At 73.6% G+C, this 24,330-nt stretch carries 20 protein-coding genes; 3 read left to right on the forward strand and 17 right to left on the reverse strand.

The features are described from left to right. Positions 1-175 precede the first annotated feature (175 nt). Positions 176-2,278 (forward strand): MMPL family transporter, encoded by a 2,103-nt coding sequence (locus ACH4PY_RS13275; protein WP_398180864.1) that lies wholly within the window; start codon positions 176-178, stop codon positions 2,276-2,278. A 24-nt stretch (positions 2,279-2,302) separates the two neighbouring features. Here ACH4PY_RS13275 and ACH4PY_RS13280 read toward each other — a convergent pair whose 3' ends face one another. Genes ACH4PY_RS13280 through def form a run of 3 tightly spaced genes read right to left on the reverse strand, consistent with a single transcriptional unit; the run spans position 2,303 to position 5,300 of the window. Further along, positions 2,303-3,745, reverse strand: coding sequence for an RsmB/NOP family class I SAM-dependent RNA methyltransferase (locus ACH4PY_RS13280; RefSeq protein WP_398180227.1), 1,443 nt, complete (start codon positions 3,743-3,745; stop codon positions 2,303-2,305). A 54-nt stretch (positions 3,746-3,799) separates the two neighbouring features. Next, positions 3,800-4,732 carry a methionyl-tRNA formyltransferase gene (gene fmt / locus ACH4PY_RS13285; RefSeq protein WP_398180231.1) on the reverse strand — a complete coding sequence of 311 codons (933 nt, stop codon included), beginning with the start codon at positions 4,730-4,732 and terminating at the stop codon, positions 3,800-3,802. A 22-nt stretch (positions 4,733-4,754) separates the two neighbouring features. Further along, positions 4,755-5,300 (reverse strand): peptide deformylase, encoded by a 546-nt coding sequence (def, locus tag ACH4PY_RS13290; RefSeq protein ID WP_398180234.1) that lies wholly within the window; start codon positions 5,298-5,300, stop codon positions 4,755-4,757. 154 nt (positions 5,301-5,454) lie between these two features. Between def and ACH4PY_RS13295 the strand changes: the two genes are divergently transcribed. Continuing rightward, entirely contained in the window at positions 5,455-5,874 is a 420-nt protein-coding gene (locus ACH4PY_RS13295) for a hypothetical protein (protein WP_398180237.1), read from the forward strand. 358 nt (positions 5,875-6,232) lie between these two features. Here the strand turns inward: ACH4PY_RS13295 and ACH4PY_RS13300 are convergent, their stop codons facing one another. From ACH4PY_RS13300 to pyrR, 14 genes are all read right to left on the reverse strand, one after another. After that, positions 6,233-8,287 carry a primosomal protein N' gene (locus ACH4PY_RS13300; RefSeq protein WP_398180240.1) on the reverse strand — a complete coding sequence of 685 codons (2,055 nt, stop codon included), beginning with the start codon at positions 8,285-8,287 and terminating at the stop codon, positions 6,233-6,235. 614 nt (positions 8,288-8,901) lie between these two features. Next, positions 8,902-10,116, reverse strand: a complete 1,215-nt coding sequence (gene metK / locus ACH4PY_RS13305) for a methionine adenosyltransferase (RefSeq protein ID WP_398180243.1) — start codon at positions 10,114-10,116, stop codon at positions 8,902-8,904. Between the two features lie 259 nt (positions 10,117-10,375). Further along, positions 10,376-11,623, reverse strand: a complete 1,248-nt coding sequence (coaBC, locus tag ACH4PY_RS13310) for a bifunctional phosphopantothenoylcysteine decarboxylase/phosphopantothenate--cysteine ligase CoaBC (RefSeq protein ID WP_398180246.1) — start codon at positions 11,621-11,623, stop codon at positions 10,376-10,378. 144 nt (positions 11,624-11,767) lie between these two features. Continuing rightward, positions 11,768-12,040, reverse strand: a complete 273-nt coding sequence (rpoZ, locus tag ACH4PY_RS13315; protein WP_031515417.1) for a DNA-directed RNA polymerase subunit omega — start codon at positions 12,038-12,040, stop codon at positions 11,768-11,770. Positions 12,041-12,140: 100 nt separating this feature from the next. Next, on the reverse strand, positions 12,141-12,764 hold the full coding sequence (gene gmk / locus ACH4PY_RS13320) for a guanylate kinase (RefSeq protein ID WP_398180250.1): 624 nt from the start codon (positions 12,762-12,764) through the stop codon (positions 12,141-12,143). A gap of 37 nt (positions 12,765-12,801) precedes the next feature. Further along, positions 12,802-13,125 (reverse strand): integration host factor, encoded by a 324-nt coding sequence (locus ACH4PY_RS13325; RefSeq protein WP_031515413.1) that lies wholly within the window; start codon positions 13,123-13,125, stop codon positions 12,802-12,804. 356 nt (positions 13,126-13,481) lie between these two features. Beyond that, on the reverse strand, positions 13,482-14,327 hold the full coding sequence (pyrF, locus tag ACH4PY_RS13330; RefSeq protein WP_398180253.1) for an orotidine-5'-phosphate decarboxylase: 846 nt from the start codon (positions 14,325-14,327) through the stop codon (positions 13,482-13,484). Then, positions 14,324-15,433: a quinone-dependent dihydroorotate dehydrogenase gene (locus ACH4PY_RS13335; RefSeq protein ID WP_398180256.1), complete on the reverse strand. Its 1,110-nt coding sequence runs from the start codon at positions 15,431-15,433 to the stop codon at positions 14,324-14,326. Before ACH4PY_RS13335 ends, pyrF begins: the two co-directional genes overlap by 4 nt. Before the next feature lie 101 nt (positions 15,434-15,534). Next, the gene (carB, locus tag ACH4PY_RS13340; protein WP_398180259.1) at positions 15,535-18,849 is read right to left on the reverse strand and encodes a carbamoyl-phosphate synthase large subunit; all 3,315 of its coding nucleotides are present in this window, start codon (positions 18,847-18,849) and stop codon (positions 15,535-15,537) included. Then, a complete protein-coding gene (gene carA / locus ACH4PY_RS13345; protein ID WP_398180262.1) occupies positions 18,842-19,975 on the reverse strand; it encodes a glutamine-hydrolyzing carbamoyl-phosphate synthase small subunit in 1,134 nt (377 codons plus the stop codon). Before carA ends, carB begins: the two co-directional genes overlap by 8 nt. Beyond that, positions 19,972-20,598, reverse strand: a complete 627-nt coding sequence (locus ACH4PY_RS13350) for a hypothetical protein (RefSeq protein WP_398180265.1) — start codon at positions 20,596-20,598, stop codon at positions 19,972-19,974. Before ACH4PY_RS13350 ends, carA begins: the two co-directional genes overlap by 4 nt. Then, a complete protein-coding gene (locus ACH4PY_RS13355) occupies positions 20,595-21,887 on the reverse strand; it encodes a dihydroorotase (protein WP_398180268.1) in 1,293 nt (430 codons plus the stop codon). Before ACH4PY_RS13355 ends, ACH4PY_RS13350 begins: the two co-directional genes overlap by 4 nt. Positions 21,888-21,889: 2 nt before the next feature. Continuing rightward, positions 21,890-22,894, reverse strand: a complete 1,005-nt coding sequence (locus ACH4PY_RS13360) for an aspartate carbamoyltransferase catalytic subunit (protein WP_398180271.1) — start codon at positions 22,892-22,894, stop codon at positions 21,890-21,892. Positions 22,895-22,989: 95 nt separating this feature from the next. After that, positions 22,990-23,622, reverse strand: coding sequence for a bifunctional pyr operon transcriptional regulator/uracil phosphoribosyltransferase PyrR (gene pyrR / locus ACH4PY_RS13365; protein WP_398180275.1), 633 nt, complete (start codon positions 23,620-23,622; stop codon positions 22,990-22,992). Positions 23,623-23,808: 186 nt separating this feature from the next. Here pyrR and bldD point away from each other — a divergent pair, with 186 nt between their 5' ends. Beyond that, entirely contained in the window at positions 23,809-24,309 is a 501-nt protein-coding gene (gene bldD, locus ACH4PY_RS13370; protein WP_031515395.1) for a transcriptional regulator BldD, read from the forward strand. Positions 24,310-24,330 lie beyond the last annotated feature (21 nt).

Genomic DNA, 24,330 nt, shown 5'->3' on the forward strand with positions numbered 1-24,330 from the left:
AACCAGATCGCCGCGGCCTGCGGAAACCCGGTACGGGACGGGCCGCGCGGGGCCCGCGTCCGCCGCGGCCGACGGGCGCGGCCCGAACACCGGTGCCATGCTGGGACCGGCCCGCCCCGCGTACCTGCCGGGGTGTCACGGGGCCACCTCCGAGCGGATCGTGGGGGTCACGCGGATGGCGGGCACGGCGGGACGGCTGGCGCACCTGGTCACCGGACGGCGCAGCAAATGGGTCGTGCTGGCCCTGTGGGTGGTCGTCCTCGTCGCCCTCGCCCCGCTGGCCACCAAGCTCATGGGCGCGGAGAAGAACGACGCGGCGAGCTGGCTGCCCGGCAACGCGGAGTCCACGAAGGTGCTCCAGCTGCAGAAGCAGTTCGTGCCCGAGTCCGCCCCCGCCGTCATCGTCTACACCCGCCCCGGCGGCCTCACCCCGGCCGACGTCGCCGTCATCGGCCGCGACACCGACGCCGTCCGGGCCATGACCGCGCACGGCATCATCGGCTCGCGCACCGTCGGCCCGCAGCTCGACCGCCGCCAGGACCCGCGGGCCGCCCAGGTCGTCGTGCCGATCGTGCTGGAGGAGAAGGGCTGGACGTCCGTCGAGGACGCGGTGAACGACCTGCGGGCCACCGCCTCCCGCGGCACCGACGGGCTCCAGGTCCACATCACCGGGCCCGGGGGCTTCGCCGCCGACTCCAACAAGGCCTTCGCCGGGATCGACGGCACCCTGCTCTTCGCGGCCCTCGCCGTCGTCGTGGTGATCCTGCTCGTCACCTACCGCAGCCTGACCCTGCTGCTGCTCCCGGTGATCTCCGTCATCGCCGCGCTCTTCACCACCGAGGCCCTCGTCTACCTGCTGGCCCGGCACGCGGGCCTCGTCGTCAACGCCCAGAGCGCCGGCATCCTGACGGTGCTGGTCTTCGGCGCCGGTACGGACTACGCGCTGCTGCTCGTGGCCCGCTACCGCGAGGAGCTGCGCCACCACGAGGACCGCCACGAGGCGATGGCCCTGGCCCTGCACCGCGCCGGGCCCGCCGTCGTCGCCAGCGCCGCGACCGTCGCCCTGAGCATGCTGTGCCTGCTCGCCGCCGACATGAACTCCACCTCGGGCCTCGGCCCGGTCGCCGCGATCGGCGTGGCCGTCGCCCTCACCTCGATGATCACGCTCTTCCCCGCGCTGCTGGTGATCGCCGGCCGCTGGGTCTTCTGGCCCGCGATCCCGCACGTCGGCACCCCCGAGCCGACCGCGACCGGCCTCTGGGCACGCATCGGACGGCGCATCAGCCGCCGCCCCCGCCTGGTGTGGAGCACCACCGTCGTGATCCTCGGCGCCCTCGGCTTCGGCCTGTTCTCCATCAACGCGGACGGGCTGGCCCAGGCCGACAGCTTCACCGACACCCCCGACTCGGTCGTCGGCCAGCACCTTCAGGACCGCTACTTCCCCGCGGGCGGCGGCCAGCCCATGGTCGTCATCGCCCGCGCGGGCGCCGCCCCCCAGGTCACCTCGGCGCTGCGCTCGCTGCCCGGCGTCCTGCCCGCGAGCGTCGGCACCCCACCGGGCGTCACCCCGCGGAAGAACGGCCTGGTCTACCTGGAGGCCACCCTCACCCAGAAGCCCGACACCGACGCCGCCCGCCGCACCGTCGACCACGCCCGCGACGTCCTGCACGCGATCCCCGGCGCCGACGCGAAGGTCGGCGGCAGCACCGCGATCCAGCAGGACACCGCGCGCGCCTCCAGCCGCGACAACGTCCTGCTCATCCCGCTGATCCTGCTGGTCGTGCTGCTCATCCTCGCGGTGCTGCTGCGCGCGCTCGTCGCACCCCTGGTGCTCATCGCGACCGTCGTGCTGTCCTTCACCGCCGCGCTCGGCGTCAGCTCGCTGGTCTTCGCGCACGTCTTCGACTACGCGGGCGAGGACACCGCCTTCCCGCTGTTCGTCTTCGTCTTCCTGGTCGCGCTCGGCATCGACTACAACATCTTCCTGATGACCCGCATCCGCGAGGAGAGCGCGGCGCTGGGCACCCGGCAGGGCGTCCTGACCGGGCTCGCCGCCACCGGCGGCGTCATCACCTCCGCGGGCCTCGTCCTCGCCGGCACGTTCGCGGTCCTCGGCACGCTGCCGGTCGTCGCCTTCGCGGAGATCGGCTTCGCGGTGGCCTTCGGCGTCCTGCTGGACACGTTCGTGGTCCGCTCGGTCCTGGTGTCCGCGATCGCGCTCGACCTGGGCGACCGTACGTGGCTCCCCTCCCGCCTGGGGCGGACCCCTGCTGCGTAGGGCTCGCGCCCCACAGGGGCAGGGTCAGGAGGTGCGGCGCAGGAGTGCCAGGAACATCGCGTCCGTGCCGTGCAGATGCGGCCAGAGCTGGACGGTCGGGCCGGGCCCGAGGTCCGGGACGCCCGGGAGGTAGGGACGGGCGTCGAGGAGTTCGAGGCCCGGCGTGCGGGCGAGGACGTCCTCGACGACCTCCCGCGTCTCCGCGAGGTGCGGCGAGCACGTGGCGTACCCGACGACACCGCCGACGCGCGTCGCGGCGACCGCCTCCGTGAGGAGGCCCCGCTGGAGCGGCCCAAAACCGCGGACGTCCTCCGCGCGGCGCCGCCAGCGGGCCTCGGGGCGGCGGCGCAGGGCGCCCAGCCCGGTGCAGGGGACGTCGACGAGGACCCGGTCGAAGGAGCCGGGCGCCCACACCGGGCGGGTGCCGTCGGCGACGAGGACCTGGTACGGCCCGGGGTTGCCGGCCAGCGAGCGGCCGACGAGCCGGGCGCGGTGCGGCTGCTTCTCGACGGCGACGAGCCGTGCGCCGCGCCCCGCGGCGAGCCCGGCGAGCAGCGCGGCCTTGCCGCCGGGGCCCGCGCAGCCGTCGAGCCAGCGCTCGTCACGGCCCTCGACGGGCACCGCGGCGAGGGCGGCGGCGACGAGCTGACTGCCCTCGTCCTGGACGCCGGCCAGGCCCTCGGCCACGGCCGGCACCGCGGCGGGGTCGCCGCCCTCGGCGAGCCGCAGGGCGTAGGGCGACCAGCGGCCGGGTTCGGTGGCGCCGTCCGGCATGGAGGCGGCGACGTCCGCGGCGGTGGTGCGGCCGGGGCGGGCGACGAGGGTGACCTCGGGCCGGGCGTTGTCGGCGGCGAGCAGTTCCTCGACGCCGGTCCGGCCGCCGCCGAGCGCGTCCCACAGGGCGGAGACGATCCACCGCGGGTGCGAGTGGACGACGGCGAGGTGCCCCTCGGCGTCGTCCTCGTAACGCGGCGCGACACGCTCCAGCCAGCCGTCGAGGTCGTGCGCGGCGACCTTGCGCAGCACCGCGTTGACGAACCGGGCGCGGCCCTCGCCCAGCACCACGCGGGCCAGGTCGACGGTCGCGGAGACCGCGGCGTGCGGCGGGATGCGGGTCGCGAGCAGCTGGTGCGCGCCGAGCGAGAGGACGTCGAGCACCGGCGGATCGACCTCGCGCAGCGGCCGGTCGACGCACGCGGCGATGACCGCGTCGTAGGTGCCCTGGTTGCGCAGCGTGCCGTAGACCAGCTCGGTGGCCAGCGCCGCGTCCCGCCGGTCGAAGGAGCGGTCCTGGGCGGCGGCCTCGCGCTCGGCGGTGCGCAGCAGTCCGGGCAGGACCAGGTTGGCGTACGCGTCCCGTTCGTCGACGGCGCGCAGCGCCTCGAACGCGAGGACCCGCACGGGGTCGCGCTGCGGGCGCCGGTGGGGGGTGCCCTGGGGGCGACGCTGCTGGTGTCTGCCGTTCACTGCGCTCTGTTTCGTCACGATTGTCGTCGAACCCGGTAAGCCTACGCCGTACGGTCAGTGGCCGAGGACCGTGCCGGCGGGCGGCTGGACGCCGCGGGCCCAGTCGGCGGCGGGCATCCGCTTCTTGCCCTGCGCCTGCACCTCGCCCAGCAGGACCGCGTGGCTGCCCGTCCCGACGTGCACGGAATTTTTGGCGACGGCCAGCTCGCCGGGCGCGAGGTCGGTGCGGTCGGGCGCGGGCGTGACGGGGCCGAGCTTGAGCCGCTCGCCGCCGATCAGCGTCCACGCGCCCGGGGCCGGGGTGCAGCCGCGTACCAGGCGGTCGACCCGCAGGGCGGGCGCGGACCAGTCGACCTCGGCGTTCTCGACGCTGAGCTTCGGCGCGAGGGTGACCCCGTCGTCGGGCTGCTCGCGCGCGACGAGGGAGCCGTCCTCGATGCCGTCCATCGTGGCGACCAGCAGCCCGGCGCCGCTGACCGCGAGCCGTCCCAGCAGGTCGCCGCTGGTGTCCTTCGGCCGCACGGCCTCCGTCACGACCCCGTAGACCGGCCCGGAGTCCAGGCCCTCCTCGATCAGGAAGGTGGAGGCCCCGGTCATCTCGTCACCGGCCATGACCGCGTGCTGCACGGGGGCGGCGCCGCGCCACGCGGGCAGCAGCGAGAAGTGCAGGTTGACCCAGCCGTGCCGGGGCACGTCCAGCGCGACCCGGGGCAGCAGCGCCCCGTACGCGACGACCGGGCAGCAGTCCGGGGCGATCTCCCGCAGCCGCTCCAGGAACTCGGGCTCGCGCGGCCTGCCGGGCTTGAGCACCTCGATCCCGGCCTCCTCGGCGCGCTGCGCGACCGGGCTGGCCACGAGCTTGCGGCCGCGCCCGGCGACCGCGTCCGGCCGGGTCACGACGGCGGCGACCTCGTGCCGCCCGGCGGCGATCAGGGCGTCGAGCGCGGGAACGGCGACCTCGGGGGTGCCGGCGAAGACGAGCTTCATCGTGCGGGTGTGCCTCTCTCGGTTACCGGCCGCGGCCGAAGGTGTCGTGCGGCGACACCCTGACCTCGGGCGGGATCTCCCCCGCCCACTCGGCCTCACGGATCGCCCGCATCGCCGCCGCCTGCTGCCCGGCGTCCAGCCGGTCGACGAACAGGATGCCGTCCAGGTGGTCGGTCTCGTGCTGGATGCACCGCGCCAGCCGCTGCGTCCCGCGGATCTCCAGCGGCTCGCCGTACATGTCCAGCCCCCGGGCAACCACTTCCAGCGCCCGCCGGCAGTCGTACGTGAGCCCCGGGATCGACAGGCAGCCCTCCGGGCCGTCCTGCACCTCCTCGCCCAGCGTCAGCTCCGGATTGACCAGATGCCCCAGCTCGCCGTCCACGAAGTAGGTGAACACCCGCAGCGGCACGCCCAGTTGCGGCGCCGCGAGCCCGGCGCCGGGCGCGGCCTGCATCGTCTCGGTCAGGTCCCGCACCAGGGCGCGCAGTTCGGCGTCGAAGTCCGTCACCGGACGCGCCACCTCACGCAGCACCGGATCGCCGAACAGGCGGATGGGCTTGACGGTCACGTGGGGCCTCTCCTGCCGGACGGGGAACGGCTGCCAATTCTAGATCCCCGGGGGTGCGCGACCCACCGCACGCCCCCAGGGCGTGACTCCCGAGGCCGGTGGCGCGTTGGTCAAGAGAGTTCGACCCGTCACCGTCGGTTGGAGAGGCCTGTTGATGCCCGACCACGCAACCCCTGACGCCCAGGCGCGGGCCAGCCTGCACCTGCTGGTGCGGGACATCGAAAGGGTCCGCCGCCAGGCGGACGCGCTGCGGACGCTCACCGCCCAGCTGGGCAACGTCTACCGCCCGCGGCGCGGCGGCCCCACCGCCGGCTTCGTCGTCTACGGCCGCGCGCCCGCCCCCACGGTGCGGCTCGCGCAGGAGCTCCGGGACAGCGTCGAGACCCTCGTGACCGCGGCGGTCGAGTTCGACCGCTCCCTCGGCTTCTCCTGGGACGCGGTGGGCTCCGCCCTGGGGGTGACCAAACAGGCGGTCCACCGCCGCTACGGAGGGCGCCGCCCACCCGTCCCGCCCGCGCTCCCGGAGGACGCCCCCCTCCCGGACCCCCTCCTCCCCAGCCCCCGCAACGGCTAGCTGCGCGAGGGTACGGATACGGCGTCGGGCGCCCGCCATTCCCGCTGGCGGGTGCGGCGCCCCGCGGGGTCTCCCCGGCGGGGGGCACGTGCACGCCCGTGTGTGGGCCGCGCTCGCCGTCAGGGGGCGAGCGGGCAGTCCCCCCGTCCTTCCTCGTCCCCCACCGGGCGGAACGCCGCCGACGCTCCCGGAGGGGGACGGTCCGGGGTGCCCCCGCAGGAATGCGCATGCGGGGGCCGCCGCCCAGGTCATGAGGTCGGACGCGCATTCCGAGGAGGTGCCCCGGCGCGACACCCGACCACCCGCCGGTGGCACCGGCAGACGGCCGAACAACGGTGGGCAGGCGGGCGAACGGGAACTACCCGATGTCCGCCGGGTCGAGGCGGACAGCGACCGGCTCCCCCCCACCCCGCGCGGCCCGCGCAACCCGCGCCTCCCTCAGCGCCAGCGCCAGCGCGCCCCCGCTCCCCGGCGGTACCCGCAACAGCACCCTCTCCCCGCCCGACGGCTCCGGCACCGGCCCCAACTGGTCCGCTCCCGGCGGAAGCCGTAGCACCGCGAGCAGCTCCGCGACCGCACCGGCCGGGCCGGAGACCGACGCCATCCGCGCCACCGGCGGAAACCGCAGCTCCGCCCGTTCCGCCAGCTCCCGCACGGCGTGCCCGGCGGGATCCCACCGGACGAGCGCCTGGACGGGGCGCATGGTCGGCTCGGCGAGGACGACGACCGTGCCGCCCTCCCCCGCGGGACGCACCAGCGCCGCAGCCGCGGCCCAGCGCCGCAGCGCCTCCTCACCGGCCCGCAGGTCGGGCCGCCCGAGGAGGGCCCAGCCGTCGAGCAGCAGACCGGCCGCGTAGCCGGGCCCCTCGGCGACGGGCTCGGCACCCGGCGTGGCGATGACGAGCGCGGGCGCGGCGCCGACGGAGGGCAGCACGGTGTCGCGGCCCGACGTCCGCACCGGCACCCGGGGGAAGGCGCGGCCCAGCTCCTCCGCGGTACGGCGGGCGCCGACGACCTGGGCGCGCAGCCGGAAGCCGCCGCATTCGGGGCAGTGCCAGTCCGCGGCGGGGCGCCCGCACCAGCCGCACGCGGGTGTGCCGCCCTGCTCGCGCAGCTCCAGCGGCCCGGAGCAGGCGGCGCAGCGGGCGGCGGCACGGCAGGAGCCGCAGGCCAGCCGGGGGACGTAGCCGCGCCGCGGCACCTGCACGAGGACCGGGCCGCGGGCCAGCGCGTCCCGGGTGACCTGCCAGGCGAGCGAGGGCAGCCGGGCGGCGCGGGCGGCGGCGTCGCGGGCCTCGTCGGTGTCGCCGATCGTGCGGATGAGCGGGGCCGCGGCCCGTACCTGGTCGCGGGCGGCGGCCAGCGGCAGCGCCCAGCCGCTGTCGACGAGCTGGGCGCCCTCGACGGTGCCGGTCAGGCCGCCGAGCAGGAAGGCGGTGCGCTCCTCGGTGGCGCGCAGCAGCAGGACGTCCCGGGCGTGCGGGTAGGGCGCGCGCGGCTCGGAGTGGCTGGAGTCACCGTCGTCCCACACGGCGACGAGGCCGAGATCGGCGACCGGGGCGAACATGGCGGCGCGGGTGCCGACGACGGCGCGGACCGCGCCGCGGCTGACGGCGAGCCAGTTCCGGTAGCGCTCCTCGGGACCGGCGTCGGCGGTGAGCATGACGTGGTGGCCCTCGCCGAGCAGTTCGGTGAGGGCGGCGTCGGCGCGGGCGACGGCACGGCCGTCGGGCAGCACGGCGAGGGCGCCGCGGCCGGACGCGAGGGTCGCGGCCATGGCGCGGGCGAGTTCGGCGGGCCAGTGCGGGCCGGGGAGCGCGAGCCAGACCGCCCGCGGGGTGTCGCCGCGGGCGAGCGCCTGGAGGTAGCCGGGCCCGGTGGCGTACCGCGCCCAGCTGCCGGGTTCGGGGGCCGGGGGGCGGGGCGGCGGCTCGGGCGACGGATCCCGTTCCGCGCGGGCCATCCGGGGCGGCACGGCGAGCTGGACGACGTCGGCGAGCACACCGGCGTAGCGGTCGGCGACCTGACGGCACAGGGTGAGCAGCCGCGGGGTGAGGACTCGCTCGGTGGAGAGCACCTGGGCCAGCGGGGCGAGCGGCCCGGCGTAGTCGCTCTCGGCGCGGCGCTCGACGATGAAGCCGTCGTGCAGGGTGCCGCCTTCACGCCGTCCCTTGACGACGCGGGCCCCGAAGCGGACGCGGACCCGTACGCCGGGCTGCGCGTCCGCGTCCATCGCGGCGGGCACGGCGTAGTCGAAGAACTGGTCCAGGTGCAGAAGTCCCTTGTCGACCAGCACGCGGGCGACCGGCAGCCCTTCGGCGAGGGCCGCACCGCGCCACGTCCGCGGCTTCGCCCTGCGGGCGGCGTCCCGGATGAGGGCGAGTTGCTCCGCCGGTTTGTCCTGGTCACTCACCCGGCAATCCTGCCAGACGCCTCCGACAGTGCGCCCCGACCTGCCCACTGCGGTGGGCGCCGCGATCTTCCCCTGCCGGGGGCTGAGCACACAGGTGACCGCCACTTGGCGTGGCATGCCACCTTCCCGTCCGGTGGGGGCTGGCCGCGCAGTTCCCCGCGCCCCTGAAAAACGGATGCCCTCGCCCGCAACGGCAGCCGGCTCCCGGGCGGAGCCTGGGGGAGAACTGCGCGACCAGCCACCCACCGGCGGACGATCGCGCAAAGCACCGCAACGGGCACCTCAGGGCGCAAGGGGCGCGGGGAACTGCGCGACCAGCCACCCACCGGCGGACAGTCGCACAAAGCACCGCAACGGGCACCCCCAGGGCGCAAGGGGCGCGGGGAACTGCGCGACCAGCCACCCACCGGCGGACGGTCGCACAAAGCACCGCAACGGGCACCCCCAGGGCGCAAGGGGCGCGGGGAACTGCGCGACCAGCCACCCACCGGCGGACGGTCGCGCAGAGCACCGCAAGGGGCAGCCCGGGGCGCCCCCACGGAAAACAAGTGCACGGCAAAGCCCCCCGCAGGGGACGGCGGGGAGCCGTCCTCCGCGAGGGGCCGGGAGCTGTCTCAGATGCCCGCGGCGGCGCGCAGCGCCTCCACGCGATCCGTCCGCTCCCACGTGAAGTCGGGCAGCTCACGCCCGAAGTGCCCGTACGCGGCGGTGGCCGCGTAGATCGGCCGCAGCAGGTCGAGGTCGCGGATGATCGCGGCCGGCCGCAGGTCGAAGACCTGCGAGATCGCCTGCTCGATCTTCTCGACGTCGACGTTCTCCGTGCCGAAGGTCTCGACGAAGAGCCCGACGGGCTCCGCCTTGCCGATCGCGTAGGCGACCTGGACCTCGCAGCGCGCCGCGAGCCCGGCGGCGACGACGTTCTTGGCGACCCACCGCATCGCGTACGCGGCGGAGCGGTCGACCTTGGACGGGTCCTTGCCGGAGAAGGCGCCGCCGCCGTGGCGGGCCATGCCCCCGTACGTGTCGATGATGATCTTGCGGCCGGTCAGGCCCGCGTCACCCATCGGGCCGCCGATCTCGAACCGCCCGGTGGGGTTGACGAGCAGCTTGTAGCCCTCGGTGTCGAGCTTGATGCCGTCCTCGATGAGCGCCTTGAGCTCGACCTCGACGACGAACTCGCGGATGTCGGGCGCGAGCAGCGACTCCAGGTCGATGTCGGAGGCGTGCTGCGAGGAGACCACGACGGTGTCGAGGCGGACGGCCTTGTCGCCGTCGTACTCGATGGTGACCTGGGTCTTGCCGTCGGGGCGCAGGTAGGGGATGGTCCCGTTCTTGCGGACCTCGGTCAGCCGCCGGGAGAGGCGGTGCGCGAGGGTGATGGGCAGCGGCATCAGCTCGGGGGTCTCGTCCGAGGCGTAGCCGAACATCAGGCCCTGGTCGCCCGCGCCCTGCTTGTCGAGGTCGTCCTCGTTCGCGGCGCCCTCGACACGGGCCTCGTAGGCGGTGTCGACGCCCTGGGCGATGTCCGGGGACTGCGCTCCGATGGACACCGACACGCCGCAGGAGGCGCCGTCGAAGCCCTTCTTGGAGGAGTCGTAGCCGATGTCGAGGATCCTGCTGCGGACGAGGGTGGCGATGTCCACGTACGCGGTCGTCGTCACCTCTCCCGCGATGTGCACCTGCCCGGTGGTGATCAGCGTCTCGACCGCGACGCGCGAGGTGGGGTCGGCGGTCAGCAGGGCGTCGAGAATGGTGTCGCTGATCTGATCAGCGATCTTGTCCGGGTGGCCCTCGGTGACGGACTCGGAGGTGAAGAGGCGGCGGGACACATCGCTCCCTGGGGTTGCAGCGGCTGCTGGCTGATTCTTGGTGGAGTGCGCGGGGCTGCGCCCGGCACTCCGGCGGCAAGTTTATCGTTCGCGCCGCCCGAGCGGACACGACATCTCGTTCCTTGGATGCGGCATGACCTGCGTCACTTCTCGTGGCGGTATGACGATCAGTCCCGCCACGGAGGCATTTCGCGGGATTTCCGCCCGTTTCGTTACACCCGTTCGGGGGATTTCCGCGCAATGACCTGGTCGGGGGGCGTCAGCCCGTCCGGGTGGTGCCGCCGAGCCGGACGGACACAAGGTCCCAGACCGTGTCGGCGAGCACCTCCTTCGGGCCGTACGGCACCTCCGTCTCGCTGCCGTCGGCGCCCAGCACGACGGCGGCGTTGTGGTCGGTGCCGAAGGCCGTGCCCTCCCCCACCTCGTTGACGACCAGCAGGTCACAGCCCTTGCGGGCGAGTTTCCTGCGCCCGTTGGCGAGGACGTCGTCGGTCTCCGCGGCGAAGCCGACGACGACGAGTCCGGGGTGCGGACGGTCCGCGGACAGGCCCGCGAGGACGTCGGGGTTCTCCGTGAGCCGGATCGGCTCGGGCCCCTGGCCGTCCCGCTTCTTGATCTTCATATCCGTATAATGAGACGGACGGAAATCCGCGACAGCCGCCGCCATCACGACCGCGTCGGCGTCCCGGGACGCGGCGAGCACCGCCTCGCGCAGCTGCTCGGCGCTGCCGACCGGCACCACGTCGGCGCCCGCCGGATCGGGCAGCGCGGTGTTGGCGGCGACCAGTGTGACGCGGGCGCCGCGCGCGACCGCGGTCCGGGCGAGCGCGTAGCCCTGCTTGCCGGAGGAGCGGTTGCCGAGGAAGCGGACGGGGTCCAGCGCCTCGCGGGTGCCGCCGGCGCTCACGACCACATGGCGGCCGGCCAGGTCCCGGGTGAGGCCGCCGCGGGCGAGCACCCGGCGGCAGACCTCGAAGATCTCCGCGGGCTCGGGCAGCCGGCCCTTGCCGGTGTCGACACCGGTGAGGCGGCCTACCGCGGGCTCGACGACCACGGCGCCGCGGCGGCGCAGCGTCGCGACGTTCTCCTGGGTCGCCGGGTGCTCCCACATCTCGGTGTGCATGGCCGGGACGAAGACGACCGGGCAGCGCGCGGTGAGCAGGGTGTTGGTGAGCAGGTCGTCGGCCAGGCCGTGGGCGGCCCGTGCGAGCAGGTCGGCAGTGGCCGGGGCGACGACCACCAGGTCGGCGTGCTGGCCGATCCTGACGTGCGGCACCTCGTGGACGCCGGTCCACACACCGGTGGCGACCGGGTGGCCGGACAGCGCGGACCAGGTGGCCTCGCCGACGAAGTTCAGCGCCGACTCGGTGGGCACCACGGTGACGTCGTGCCCCGACTCGGTGAGCCGCCGCAGCAGCTCGCAGGACTTGTACGCCGCGATGCCGCCGCCGACCCCGAGCACGACCCGGGGCCTGCCGCCCGCCGTACCGTCCGCCTGCCGCTCCATGCGTCTCTCCCGTCTGCCGTCGCGCCCTCACCGGCCCCCGCCGGTGCCGGCGCCGCTGCTCCCATGACACACCACAGGCCCGGCGGTCGCGCCGCCGGGCCTGTGGTCATGCGGTTGTGTACGCGTGATGCGCGGTGCGGCTGCTCAGGTGGCCGGGGCCTCGACGGCCTCGGAGGTCAGCAGACCCGCGTTGATCTCGCGCAGCGCGATCGACAGCGGCTTCTCGTGGACGTGCGTGTCCACCAGGGGGCCGACGTACTCCAGCAGGCCCTCGCCGAGCTGGGAGTAGTACGCGTTGATCTGGCGGGCGCGCTTGGCCGCGTAGATCACCAGGCTGTACTTGGAGTCGGTCGCCTCGAGCAGTTCGTCGATCGGCGGGTTGATGATGCCCTCGGGCGTGGTGATGGAAGAGGACACGCTCTACCTACCCCTACTGACGGGAACGAGTGGACGGTGCGGACCGGGTGGCGGGCGCGGAAGCCGGACCGGGGTCCGGCGCGCGGGACAAAGATGCCACTCAGTCGATGTGCATCAAGGCTAGCAGCTCACGCGCTACATCCTCGACGGAGGTGTTGACAAGGGTGCGGTCGAACTCTGACTCGGCGGCCAGCTCGACCCGGGCCGCGGCCAGTCGGCGCTCGATCACCTCGGGCGACTCGGTGCCCCGGCCGGTGAGCCGGCGGACCAGCTCGTCCCAGCTGGGCGGGGCGAGGAAGACCAGATCGGCCTCCGGCATCGACTCGCGCACCAGTCGGGCGCCCTGGAGGTCGATCTCCAGCAGCACGGGGTCACCGGCGGCGAGCCGGTCGAGTACCGCCTGCCGCGGGGTGCCGTAGCGGTGACCGGCGAATTCGGCCCACTCCAGCAGTTCGCCGTTCGCGACGAGTTTGTCGAACTCGTCGTCGTCGACGAAGAAATACTGCACACCGTCCCGTTCACCGGGGCGGGGCTTTCTGGTCGTCGCCGACACCGAGAGCCACACCTCGGGGTGCACGGTGCGCAGGTGGGCGACGACCGTGCTCTTGCCGACCCCGGAGGGGCCGGAGAGCACGGTCAGTCGCGGACGTCTGACCGGGGGGGCCGCGGTGGCCCCCTGCGGAGCGAGGGGGCCGGCGGCCCCCCGGGAGACAGCAGAGCTCATGGAGCGATTATCCCTGGTTCCCGAAGGACCCGGGACATCAGGCGGCGGTGCCGCCGAACTCCCGCTCCAGGGAAGCGATCTGGTTCGAGCCAAGACCGCGCACCCGGCGGCTCTCGGAGATACCGAGCCGCTCCATGATCTGCTTGGCGCGCACTTTCCCGACACCGGGAAGGGACTCGAGCAGGGCGGAGACCTTCATCTTGCCGATGACGTCGTTCTCCTGGCCTTGCTTGATGACCTCGTGCAGGGACGCGCCGGAGTGCTTCAGTCGGTTCTTGACCTCGGCGCGCTCCCGGCGAGCCGCGGCGGCCTTTTCGAGCGCGGCAGCGCGCTGTTCAGGGGTAAGGGGCGGAAGAGCCACGCCTACGTCACCTCGGAAGTAGAGCAATCGGATATGGACCGTGTGGATACACGCTCCCCCCGCACTGGTGCGGGGGTGAGGAGCTGCGCGAGTGAACTGCGCGCTCCTGTCGGAGACTAGCGGTCCGGACGGCTCAAGTCAGCGAGAACAGTCGAAAAGTCCTGGTCAGCCTTGATCCGAGGGGATATTTGGGACAAAGCGGAACAGCTTGCGGGCACAAAGTCGCAGGTGGTTGAATCCGGCCCTTTTTCTGTTCGATATTCGACCGTATTACCCGCAGGTATTACCGCACTATTGCCCCGCTTGGTGACCCGTCTGGCGGAGCCGGCCGCCGTGCCGGGGCGCCGCGGGGCCCCTCAGGCCGCCGCGAAGGCCGTACGGACCTCGTCGGTGTACCGCTGGACGGCCCCGCGCAGCGCCGCCGCGTCCGGTCCGTGCCGCAGCACCCCGCGGCTCACGCTCGGCAGCACGTTGCCCAGCGCCGTGCCGAAGACCTCCGGGAGGTCGGCCGGGGTCGCCCCCTGCGCGCCGACGCCCGGCGCCAGCAGCGGCCCGTTCACCGCGAGGTTCACCCCCGCCCGGCCCAGCGTCGCGCCGACCACCGCGCCGACCGAGCCGAGCGGCGCCGTCCCGTCGTTCTCCTCGGCGACGGCGTCCAGCATCACCTGGGCGACCGGCCGCCCGTCCGCCGCCGTCGCGCGCTGCACCTCGGCGCCCTCCGGGTTCGAGGTCAGCGCCAGCACGAAGACGCCCGAGCCCGCCGCCCTGGCCGCGTCCAGCGCGGGCCGCAGCGAGCCGAAGCCCAGGTAGGGGCTGACCGTGACCGCGTCGCTGAACAGCGGTGAGGCCGGGTCCAGGTAGGTGGCGGCGTACGCGGCCATGGTCGAGCCGATGTCGCCCCGCTTGGCGTCCATCAGCACCAGCGCGCCCGCCTGCCGGGCCGCCGCGACGGCCCGCTCCAGCACCGCGACCCCGCGCGAGCCGAAGCGCTCGAAGAACGCCGACTGCGGCTTGAACACCGCGACCTGCTCCCCCAGTGCCTCGACCGTGGTCATCGCGAAGCGCTCCAGCCCCGCGACGTCGTCGCCGACGCCCCACTCGGCGAGCAGCGCGGCGTGCGGGTCGATCCCGACGCACAGCTGCCCCCGGGTGTCCATGGCCCGGCGCAGCCGCGCGCCGAAGGGTTCCTGCTCGGTGCTCACGAGGTGGCCTTCCTGCTGTCGGCGCCGACCGCGTCGGCGAGGGTGGCGTACGGGCTCGCGGCCAGCCGGGCGGCCAGCCCCTTGTGGACCGAGCGCATCCAGAACGGCCCGCGGTAGATGAAGGCGCTGTAGCCCTGCACGAGCGTCGCACCGGCGAGGATGCGCCGCCACGCGTCCTCGGCGTCCGCGACGCCGCCGACGCCGACCAGCGTGATCCGGTCGCCGACCCGCGCGTGCAGCCGCCGCAGCACCTCCAGCGAGCGGTCCCGCAGCGGCGCCCCGGACAGCCCGCCGGTCTCGGCCGCGATCGCGGGGTCGCCGGTCAGGCCCAGGCTCTCGCGGGCGATCGTGGTGTTGGTGGCGATGATGCCGTCCAGACCCAGCTCGACGGCCAGGTCGGCGACCGCGTCCACGTCCTCGTCGGCGAGGTCCGGCGCGATCTTGACCAGCAGCGGCACCCGCCGCTCGGGCACCGCCCGGTCGGCGGCCTCCCGCACCCCGGTCAGCAGCGGCCGCAGCGCCTCGGTGGCCTGAAGGTTGCGCAGCCCCGGCGTGTTCGGCGAGGACACATTGACAACCAGATAGTCGGCGTGCCGGGCCAGCCGCTCGGCGGAGGTCACGTAATCCTGTACGGCCTCACCCTCGGGGACGACCTTGGTCTTGCCGATGTTGACGCCCACGGTGACCGGGAAGACGGCCCGCCGCGCCGCGAGCCGGGCCGCGACGGCGGCGGAGCCGTCGTTGTTGAACCCCATCCGGTTGATCAGCGCGCGGTCCGGCACCAGCCGGAAGAGCCGCGGCTGCGGATTGCCGGGCTGCGGCCGCGCGGTGACCGTGCCGATCTCGACGTGGTCGAACCCGAGCATCGCCATGCCGTCGACGGCCACCGCGTTCTTGTCGAAGCCGGCGGCCAGCCCGAACGGGCCGGGCATCGTCCGCCCGAACGCGGTGGTCCGCAGGGCCGGGTACCGCGGGGCCAGCACACGGGCGGCCAGCGCCCGGACCCCGGGGATCCGGGCCGCGGCCCGGATCCACCCGAAGGCCAGGTGATGCGCCTTCTCGGCGTCCATCCGCCGGAAGAGCATCCGGAAGAGCAACTCGTACATGCGTCGCTTTCTCGTCGTACGGTTCGGTGCGCCCCGCCAGGGGGCGTGCGGGGGCACCTCCCGGGCGCCCCCACACGCCCGCCCCGCGCGGCTGGGCGCGGCTAGGCGCGGCTGGCCGCCAGGCGGGCGGCGTGCTCCTGGAGGGAGCCCACCCCGATCTCCCCGCGGGTCAGCGCGTCGATGCCCTGGACCGCCGCGGCGAGCGCCTGGACCGTCGTGAGGCAGGGGATGCCCCGCGACACCGCGGCCGTGCGGATGTCGTACCCGTCGAGCCGGCCCCCGGTGCCGAACGGGGTGTTCACGATGAGGTCCACCTCGCCCTCGTGGATGAGGGTGACGATCGTGGGCTCGCCCTCGGGCCCGACGCCCTCGCTCTGCTTGCGCACGACCTTCGCGTGGATGCCGTTGCGGCGCAGCACCTCCGCGGTGCCGGAGGTGGCGAGCAGCTCGAAGCCGTGCTCGATGAGCGCACGGGCCGGGAAGATCAGGGCGCGCTTGTCGCGGTTGGCGACCGAGACAAAGGCGCGGCCCTTGCTGGGCAGGGCCCCGTACGCACCGGCCTGGGACTTGGCGTAGGCGGTGCCGAAGACCGCGTCGATGCCCATGACCTCGCCGGTGGAGCGCATCTCCGGGCCGAGGATGGTGTCGACGCCGCGGCCCTGCGGATCGCGGAAGCGGCTCCAGGGCAGCACGGCCTCCTTGACGGAGATCGGCGCGTCCAGCGGCAGTTCCCCGCCGTCGCCGGTGGCGGGCAGCAGGCCCTCGGCGCGCAGTTCGGCGACGGTCGCGCCGAGCGAGATACGGGCGGCGGCCTTGGCGAGCGGCACCGCGGTGGCCTTCGAAGTGAAGGGGACGGTGCGGGAGGCGCGCGGGTTGGCCTCCAGGACGTAGAGGATGTCCCCGGCGAGCGCGAACTGGATGTTGATCAGGCCGCGCACCCCGACACCGCGGGCGATGGCCTCGGTGGAGGCGCGCAGCCGCTTGATGTCGTGGCCGCCGAGCGTGATCGGGGGCAGCGCGCACGCGGAGTCGCCGGAGTGGATGCCGGCTTCCTCGATGTGCTCCATGACGCCGCCGAGGTAGAGCTCGTGGCCGTCGTAGAGGGCGTCCACGTCGATCTCGATGGCGTCGTCGAGGAAGCGGTCGACGAGCACCGGGCGGTCGTGGCTGATCTCGGTGGACTCGGCGATGTACGCGGCGAGCCGCGTCTCGTCGTAGACGATCTCCATGCCGCGCCCGCCGAGCACGTAGGACGGCCGGACGAGGACCGGGTAGCCGATCTCGTCGGCGATGGCCTTGGCGCCGGGGAAGGACGTGGCGGTGCCGTGCTTGGGCGCGGGCAGACCGGCGTCGGCGAGGACGCGGCCGAAGGCGCCGCGGTCCTCGGCGAGGTGGATGGCCTCGGGCGAGGTGCCGACGACAGGCACGCCGTTGTCCTTGAGGGCCTGGGCGAGGCCCAGCGGGGTCTGGCCGCCGAGCTGGACGATGACACCGGCGACCGGGCCCGCCTGCGTCTCGGCGTGCACGATCTCCAGGACGTCCTCCAGGGTGAGCGGCTCGAAGTAGAGCCGGTCGGAGGTGTCGTAGTCGGTGGAGACGGTCTCCGGGTTGCAGTTGACCATGACCGTCTCGTACCCGGCGTCGTGCAGCGCGAAGGAGGCGTGCACGCAGGAGTAGTCGAACTCGATGCCCTGGCCGATGCGGTTGGGCCCGGAGCCCAGGATGATGACCGCGGGCTTGCTCCGCGGCGCGACCTCGGTCTCCTCGTCGTAGGAGGAGTAGAAGTACGGCGTGGCGGCGGCGAACTCGGCGGCGCAGGTGTCGACGGTCTTGTAGACCGGGCGGATGCCGAGCGCGTGCCGCACCTCGCGGACGGTCTCCTCGCGCAGGTCGCGGATGCCGGCGATCTGGGCGTCGGAGAAGCCGTGCCGCTTGGCCTCGGCGAGCAGGTCGGGGTCGAGGCGGTCGGCGGCGGCCAGCTCCTCGGCGTACTCGTGGATGAGGAAGAGCTGGTCGACGAACCACGGGTCGATCCTCGTGGACGCGAAGACCTCCTCGGGGGTGGCGCCGGCCCGGATCGCGGCCATGACGGTGTTGATCCGGCCGTCGGTGGGGACGGCGGCGAGCTCCAGCAGCTCGGCCTTGGCGGCCGGGTCGGCGGGGGTCGCGAAGTCGAACTGCGAGCCCTTCTTCTCCAGCGAGCGCAGCGCCTTGTTGAGGGCCTCGGTGAAGTTGCGGCCGATGGCCATGGCCTCGCCGACCGACTTCATGGTGGTGGTGAGGGTGGAGTCGGCGGCCGGGAACTTCTCGAAGGCGAAGCGCGGCACCTTGACCACGACGTAGTCGAGCGTGGGCTCGAAGGACGCCGGGGTCTTCTCGGTGATGTCGTTGGGGATCTCGTCGAGGGTGTAGCCGACGGCGAGTCGGGCGGCGATCTTGGCGATCGGGAAGCCGGTGGCCTTGGACGCCAGCGCGGAGGAGCGGGAGACCCGGGGGTTCATCTCGATGACGATGACCCGGCCGTCCTCGGGGTTGACGGCGAACTGGATGTTGCAGCCGCCGGTGTCGACGCCGACCTCGCGGATCACGGCGATGCCGACGTCGCGCAGGATCTGGTACTCGCGGTCGGTGAGCGTCATGGCGGGCGCGACGGTGATGGAGTCGCCGGTGTGCACGCCCATCGGGTCGAAGTTCTCGATGGAGCAGACGACCACGACGTTGTCGTGCTTGTCGCGCATCAGCTCCAGCTCGTACTCCTTCCAGCCGAGGATGGACTCCTCCAGCAGCACCTCGGTCGTCGGCGACAGGGTCAGGCCCTGGCCGGCGATGCGGCGCAGCTCCTCCTCGTCGTGCGCGAAGCCGGAGCCGGCGCCGCCCATGGTGAAGGAGGGGCGGACGACGACGGGGTAGCCGCCGAGGGTGTCGACGCCGGCGAGGACGTCGTCCATGGAGTGGCAGATGACCGAGCGGGCGGACTCGCCGTGGCCGATCTTGCCGCGGACCGCCTCGACGACGCGCTTGAACTGGTCGCGGTCCTCGCCCTTGTGGATGGCCTCGACGTTGGCGCCGATCAGCTCGACGCCGTACTCGGTGAGGGTGCCGTTCTCGTGCAGCGCGATCGCGGTGTTGAGCGCGGTCTGGCCGCCGAGGGTGGGCAGCAGCGCGTCGGGGCGCTCCTTGGCGATGATCTTCTCGACGTACTCCGGGGTGATCGGCTCGACGTAGGTGGCGTCGGCGATCTCCGGGTCGGTCATGATCGTGGCCGGGTTGGAGTTGACCAGGATGACGCGCAGGCCCTCGGCCTTGAGGACGCGGCAGGCCTGGGTGCCGGAGTAGTCGAACTCCGCGGCCTGGCCGATGACGATCGGACCCGAGCCGATGACCAGAACGGACCGGATGTCGGTGCGCTTAGGCACGCTGGGCCTCCATGAGCTTGACGAAGCGGTCGAACAGGTACGCGGCGTCGTGCGGGCCGGCCGCGGCCTCGGGGTGGTACTGGACGGAGAAGGCGGGCCGGTCGAGCAGCCGCAGGCCTTCCACCACCTGGTCGTTGAGGCAGACGTGGCTGACCTCGGCGCGCCCGTACGGGGTCTGGCTGACCTCGTCGAGGGGGGCGTCGACGGCGAAGCCGTGGTTGTGCGCGGTGACCTCGACCTTGCCGGTGGCGCGGTCCTGCACCGGCTGGTTGATGCCGCGGTGGCCGTACTTGAGCTTGTACGTGCCGAAGCCGAGTGCGCGGCCGAGCAGCTGGTTGCCGAAGCAGATGCCGAACAGCGGGGTGCCGCGCTCCAGGACCGCCTTGACGACGGTGAGATCGGCGGTGGCCGGGTCGCCGGGGCCGTTGGACAGGAAGACGCCGTCGGGCGCGACCGCGTACACGTCCTCGGCGGTCGCGTTCGCGGGCAGCACGTGCACCTCGATGCCGCGCTCGGCCATCCGGTGCGGGGTCATGCCCTTGATGCCGAGGTCGAGGGCGGCGACGGTGAAGCGCTTGGCGCCGATCGCGGGCACCACGTACGGCTGCTCGGTGGCGACCTCGCCGGCCAGGTCGGCGCCGGTCATCTCGGGCGCCTGGCGGACCTTCGCCAGCAGGGTGCCGTCGTCGGCCACCGCGTTGCCGGAGAAGATGCCGACGCGCATGGCGCCGCGCTCGCGCAGGTGCCGGGTCAGGGCGCGGGTGTCGATGCCGCTGATGCCGACGACGCCCTGCGCGGCCAGTTCCTCGTCCAGCGAGCGCACCGAGCGCCAGTTGGACGGGCGGCGGGCGGGGTCGCGGACGACGTAGCCGGACACCCAGATGCGGCGGGACTCGGGGTCCTCGTCGTTGACGCCGGTGTTGCCGACGTGCGGGGCGGTCATGACGACCACCTGCCGGTGGTAGGAGGGGTCGGTCAGGGTCTCCTGGTAGCCGGTCATGCCGGTGGAGAAGACCGCCTCGCCGAAGGTCTCCCCCACCGCGCCGTAGGCGCGGCCGCGGAAGGTGCGGCCGTCCTCCAGGACGAGTACGGCGGGCGTGCGCGCCGCCCGGGTGGAGGTCGTCATGTCGCGCCTTCCTTCTGGTGCTGCTCGGATTCCGGCCGGGTGCCGGTGAAGGCGACAGCGCTGTCGCCGCTGAGGTCGGTGATCCGCTCGGCCCACGCGGGGTGCCGCGCGGAGCTGTCGAGGCGGAAGCCGGAGTCGATGAGGGTGCCGCCGTGCTCCCAGGTGACGACCAGCAGGCCGCCCTCGGTGAGCACCTTGCCGGCGATGCCCTTGTCGAGCCGGGCGCCGCGCAGGGCGGCGGTGGGGACGAAGAAGCCGGGTGCGCCGGTGCGGTCGACGTCCAGGCCCTGGTCGGTGAGGGTGAGCCCGGCGCGGCTGCGGACGCCCAGGCCGTGCGCGACGATGCGGTCCAGCCACTGCCCGGCGGTGGTGCTGCCGTGGTAGCGGCCCTCGTCCTGGAGCAGTACCCCGCCGGTGGTCTCGGGGGGCTGCGGGAGGGCGGGCAGACCGCCCTGGAGGGTGCGGCGCCACTGCCAGCCCTGCCGCATCAGCCAGTAGACGAGGCCGACGACCAGGGCCAGGCCCACGACCCAGCCGATCCGGTCGCCCCAGTGGGTGACCTTCGCCGAGTGCTTGTCCCCGGCCTGCGCGGCCGCGAGGGTGAGCCGATCCAGTGGTGTCATACGAGCTTCCCGTCCCTGACCGTCGCACGGCCCCGCAGGAAGGTGGCGACGACCCGGCCCGGCAGCTCACGGCCCGCGTACGGGGTGTTGCGGCTGCGCGAGGCGAAGCCCGCGGGGTTGACGGTCCCACGGTATGCGGGATCGACCAGCACCAGGTTGGCGGGCTCGCCGGGGGCGACCGGGCGGCCGTGCCCGGCGAGCCGGCCGATGGCGGCGGGGCGGGCGGACATCCGGTCGGCGACGCCGGTCCAGTCGAGCAGGCCGGTGTCGACCATGGTGTGCTGCACCACGGACAGCGCGGTCTCCAGGCCGACCATGCCCATGGCGGCGGCGGCCCACTCGCAGTCCTTGTCCTCGTGCGGGTGCGGGGCGTGGTCGGTGGCGACGCAGTCGATCGTGCCGTCCGCGAGCGCCTCGCGCAGCGCCAGGACGTCGGCCTCGGTGCGCAGCGGCGGGTTGACCTTGTAGACCGGGTCGTAGGAGCGGACCAGCTCGTCGGTCAGCAGCAGGTGGTGCGGGGTGACCTCGGCGGTGACGTTCCAGCCCTTGGACTTGGCCCAGCGCACGATCTCCACCGACCCGGCCGTGGACAGGTGGCAGATGTGCACGCGGGAGCGGACGTGCGCGGCCAGCAGCACGTCGCGGGCGATGATCGACTCCTCGGCGACCGCGGGCCAGCCGGTCAGGCCCAGCTCGCCGGAGACGGTGCCCTCGTTCATCTGGGCGCCCTCGGTGAGCCGCGGCTCCTGGGCGTGCTGGGCGACGACCCCGTCGAAGGCCTTCACGTACTCCAGCGCGCGGCGCATGATCACCGCGTCGTCCACGCACTTGCCGTCGTCGGAGAAGACCCGGACCTGCGCGGCGGAGTCGGCCATCGCGCCCAGCTCGGCGAGCTGCCTGCCCTCCAGGCCCACGGTGACCGCGCCGACCGGCTGGACGTCGCAGTAGCCGGACTCCCGGCCGAGCCGCCAGACCTGCTCGACGACGCCCGCGGTGTCGGCGACGGGGAAGGTGTTCGCCATGGCGTGCACGGCGGTGTAGCCGCCGGCCGCGGCCGCCCGGGTGCCGGTCAGCACCGTCTCGGAGTCCTCGCGGCCGGGCTCGCGCAGGTGGGTGTGCAGGTCGACCAGGCCGGGCAGCAGGACGTGCCCGGCCGCCTCGACGACCGTCGCGCCCTCGGGGGCCGCCAGGCCCTCGCCGACGGCGGTCACCGTCTCGCCGGTGATCAGCACGTCCTGCGCGGCGCCGCCGAGGACCTTCGCGCCGCGGATCAGGGTGGTGTCGCTCATGGTCACTTGCTCTCCTCGGTGCGGGCGGCGGTGCCCGGCTCCGTGCCGGGTGCGGGTCGTTCGGTGCTGAGGGCCGGCTCGGAGCCGCCCAGCAGCAGGTACAGCACCGCCATCCGGGTGCTGACGCCGTTGGCGACCTGCTCGACCGCGGTGCAGCGCGGCGAGTCGGCGACCTCGGCGGTGATCTCCATGCCGCGGTTCATCGGGCCGGGGTGCATGACGATGGCGTGCTCGGGCAGCGCGGCCATCCGGCGGCCGTCCAGGCCGTAGCGGCGGGCGTACTCGCGCTCGGTCGGGAAGTACGCGGCGTTCATCCGCTCGCGCTGCACCCGCAGCATCATGACCGCGTCGGACTTCGCGAGGACCGCGTCCAGGTCGTAGGAGACCTCGCACGGCCAGGTCTCCACGCCGATCGGCAGCAGCGTGGGCGGCGCGACCAGGGTGACCCCGGCGCCGAGAGTGGCCAGCAACTGGACGTTGGAGCGGGCGACGCGGCTGTGCAGGATGTCGCCGACGATCGTGATCCGGCGGCCGGCCAGGTCGCGGCCCACCCCGGACAGGTGGCGGCGCATGGTGAAGGCGTCCAGCAGCGCCTGCGTGGGGTGCTCGTGCGTGCCGTCGCCGGCGTTGACCACCGAGGCGTTGATCCAGCCGGAGGTGGCCAGGTTGTGCGGGGCGCCCGAGGAGTGGTGCCGTACGACGACGGCGTCGGCGCCCATCGCCTCCAGCGTCAGCGCGGTGTCCTTGAGCGATTCGCCCTTGGAGACCGAGGAGCCCTTGGCGGAGAAGTTGATGACGTCGGCGGACAGCCGCTTGGCCGCCGCCTCGAAGGAGATGCGGGTGCGCGTCGAGTCCTCGAAGAACAGGTTGACGACGGTACGGCCGCGCAGGGTGGGCAGCTTCTTGATCGGCCGGTCGGCGACGCGGGCCATCTCCTCGGCGGTGTCGAGGATCAGCAGGGCGTCGTCACGGGTGAGGTCGGCGGCCGAGATCAGGTGGCGCTTCATGGTGACTCGTCTCCGGGTGTGCGGGGGCATGGCGGTGCGGCCTTCGGGCATGCGGCGGCGCGGGACCCCGGCGTGGGGGTCCCGTCGGTACGGCGCTACTCGTCCGCTGCCGTGCCGCTGCGCGGTGCCGGGTCGCGCTGGCCGAGCAGGACGCTGTCGCGCCCGTCCTGCTCGGTGAGCAGCACCCTGACGGTCTCGCGCTGCGAGGTCGGGAGGTTCTTGCCGACGTAGTCGGCGCGGATCGGCAGCTCGCGGTGGCCCCGGTCGACCAGCACGGCGAGCTGGACGGCCCGCGGGCGGCCGATGTCGCCCAGCGCGTCGAGGGCGGCGCGGATGGTGCGGCCGGAGAAGAGCACGTCGTCCACCAGGACGACGAGCCTGCCGTCGATCCCGTCACCCGGGATCTCCGTCGTGGCCAGCGCGCGCGGCGGGCGCAGCCGCAGGTCGTCGCGGTACATGGTGGTGTCGAGGGAGCCCACCGCGGTCTCGCGGCCGGTGATCTCGGCGAGCTTGGCGGCCAGCCGGCGGGCCAGGAACACACCGCGGGTGGGAATGCCGAGGAGCACCACGTCGTCGGCGCCCTTGGCGCGTTCGACGATCTCGTGGGCGATACGGGTGAGGACCCGGGCGATGTCGGGTGCCTCAAGGACCGGGCGGTCCTGCCGGGGATCGGCGATACCGGCGGTAATAGCTTCGTCGGCCGAAGCGGCCGTGTGGTTCTCGACCATGGGTCGGGGACCTCCTTCCCCGCCTCACGGGACGGGCGTTAAAGGACGTCGGGGGTACGCCCATCACCGTATCAGGTGACCCGGACCGCCCAGGTCAGAGACCGGTCGGACCTATTCGGCTTGACGAGCGTGGATTACGCTGCGTAACCTCACAGTGAGTCACCGAGATTCCGTCCGGGGAGCCATATGTCCAGCGATTACGCCAAACAGCTCGGCGCGAAGCTCCGCGCCATCCGCACCCAGCAGGGACTGTCGCTGCACGGTGTCGAGGAGAAGTCCCAGGGCCGCTGGAAGGCAGTGGTCGTCGGCTCGTACGAGCGCGGCGACCGTGCCGTGACCGTCCAGCGCCTCGCCGAACTCGCCGACTTCTACGGCGTGCCGGTCCAGGAACTGCTGCCGGGCTCGACCCCCGGCGGCGCCGCCGAGCCGCCGCCGAAGCTGGTCCTCGACCTGGAGCGGCTGTCCCAGGTCCCGCCGGAGAAGGCCGGCCCGCTCCAGCGGTACGCCGCGACGATCCAGAGCCAGCGCGGCGACTACAACGGCAAGGTGCTGTCGATCCGGCAGGACGACCTGCGCACCCTCGCCGTGATCTACGACCAGTCGCCCTCGGTCCTGACCGAGCAGCTCATCGGCTGGGGCGTCCTCGACGCGGATGCGCGCCGCGCGGTCCAGCACGAAGAGGGCTGACGCCCTGCCCTGAGCAGAAAC

Origin of the sequence: Streptomyces sp. NPDC021224, assembly GCF_044332905.1 — a bacterium.
Classification (GTDB): domain Bacteria; phylum Actinomycetota; class Actinomycetes; order Streptomycetales; family Streptomycetaceae; genus Actinacidiphila.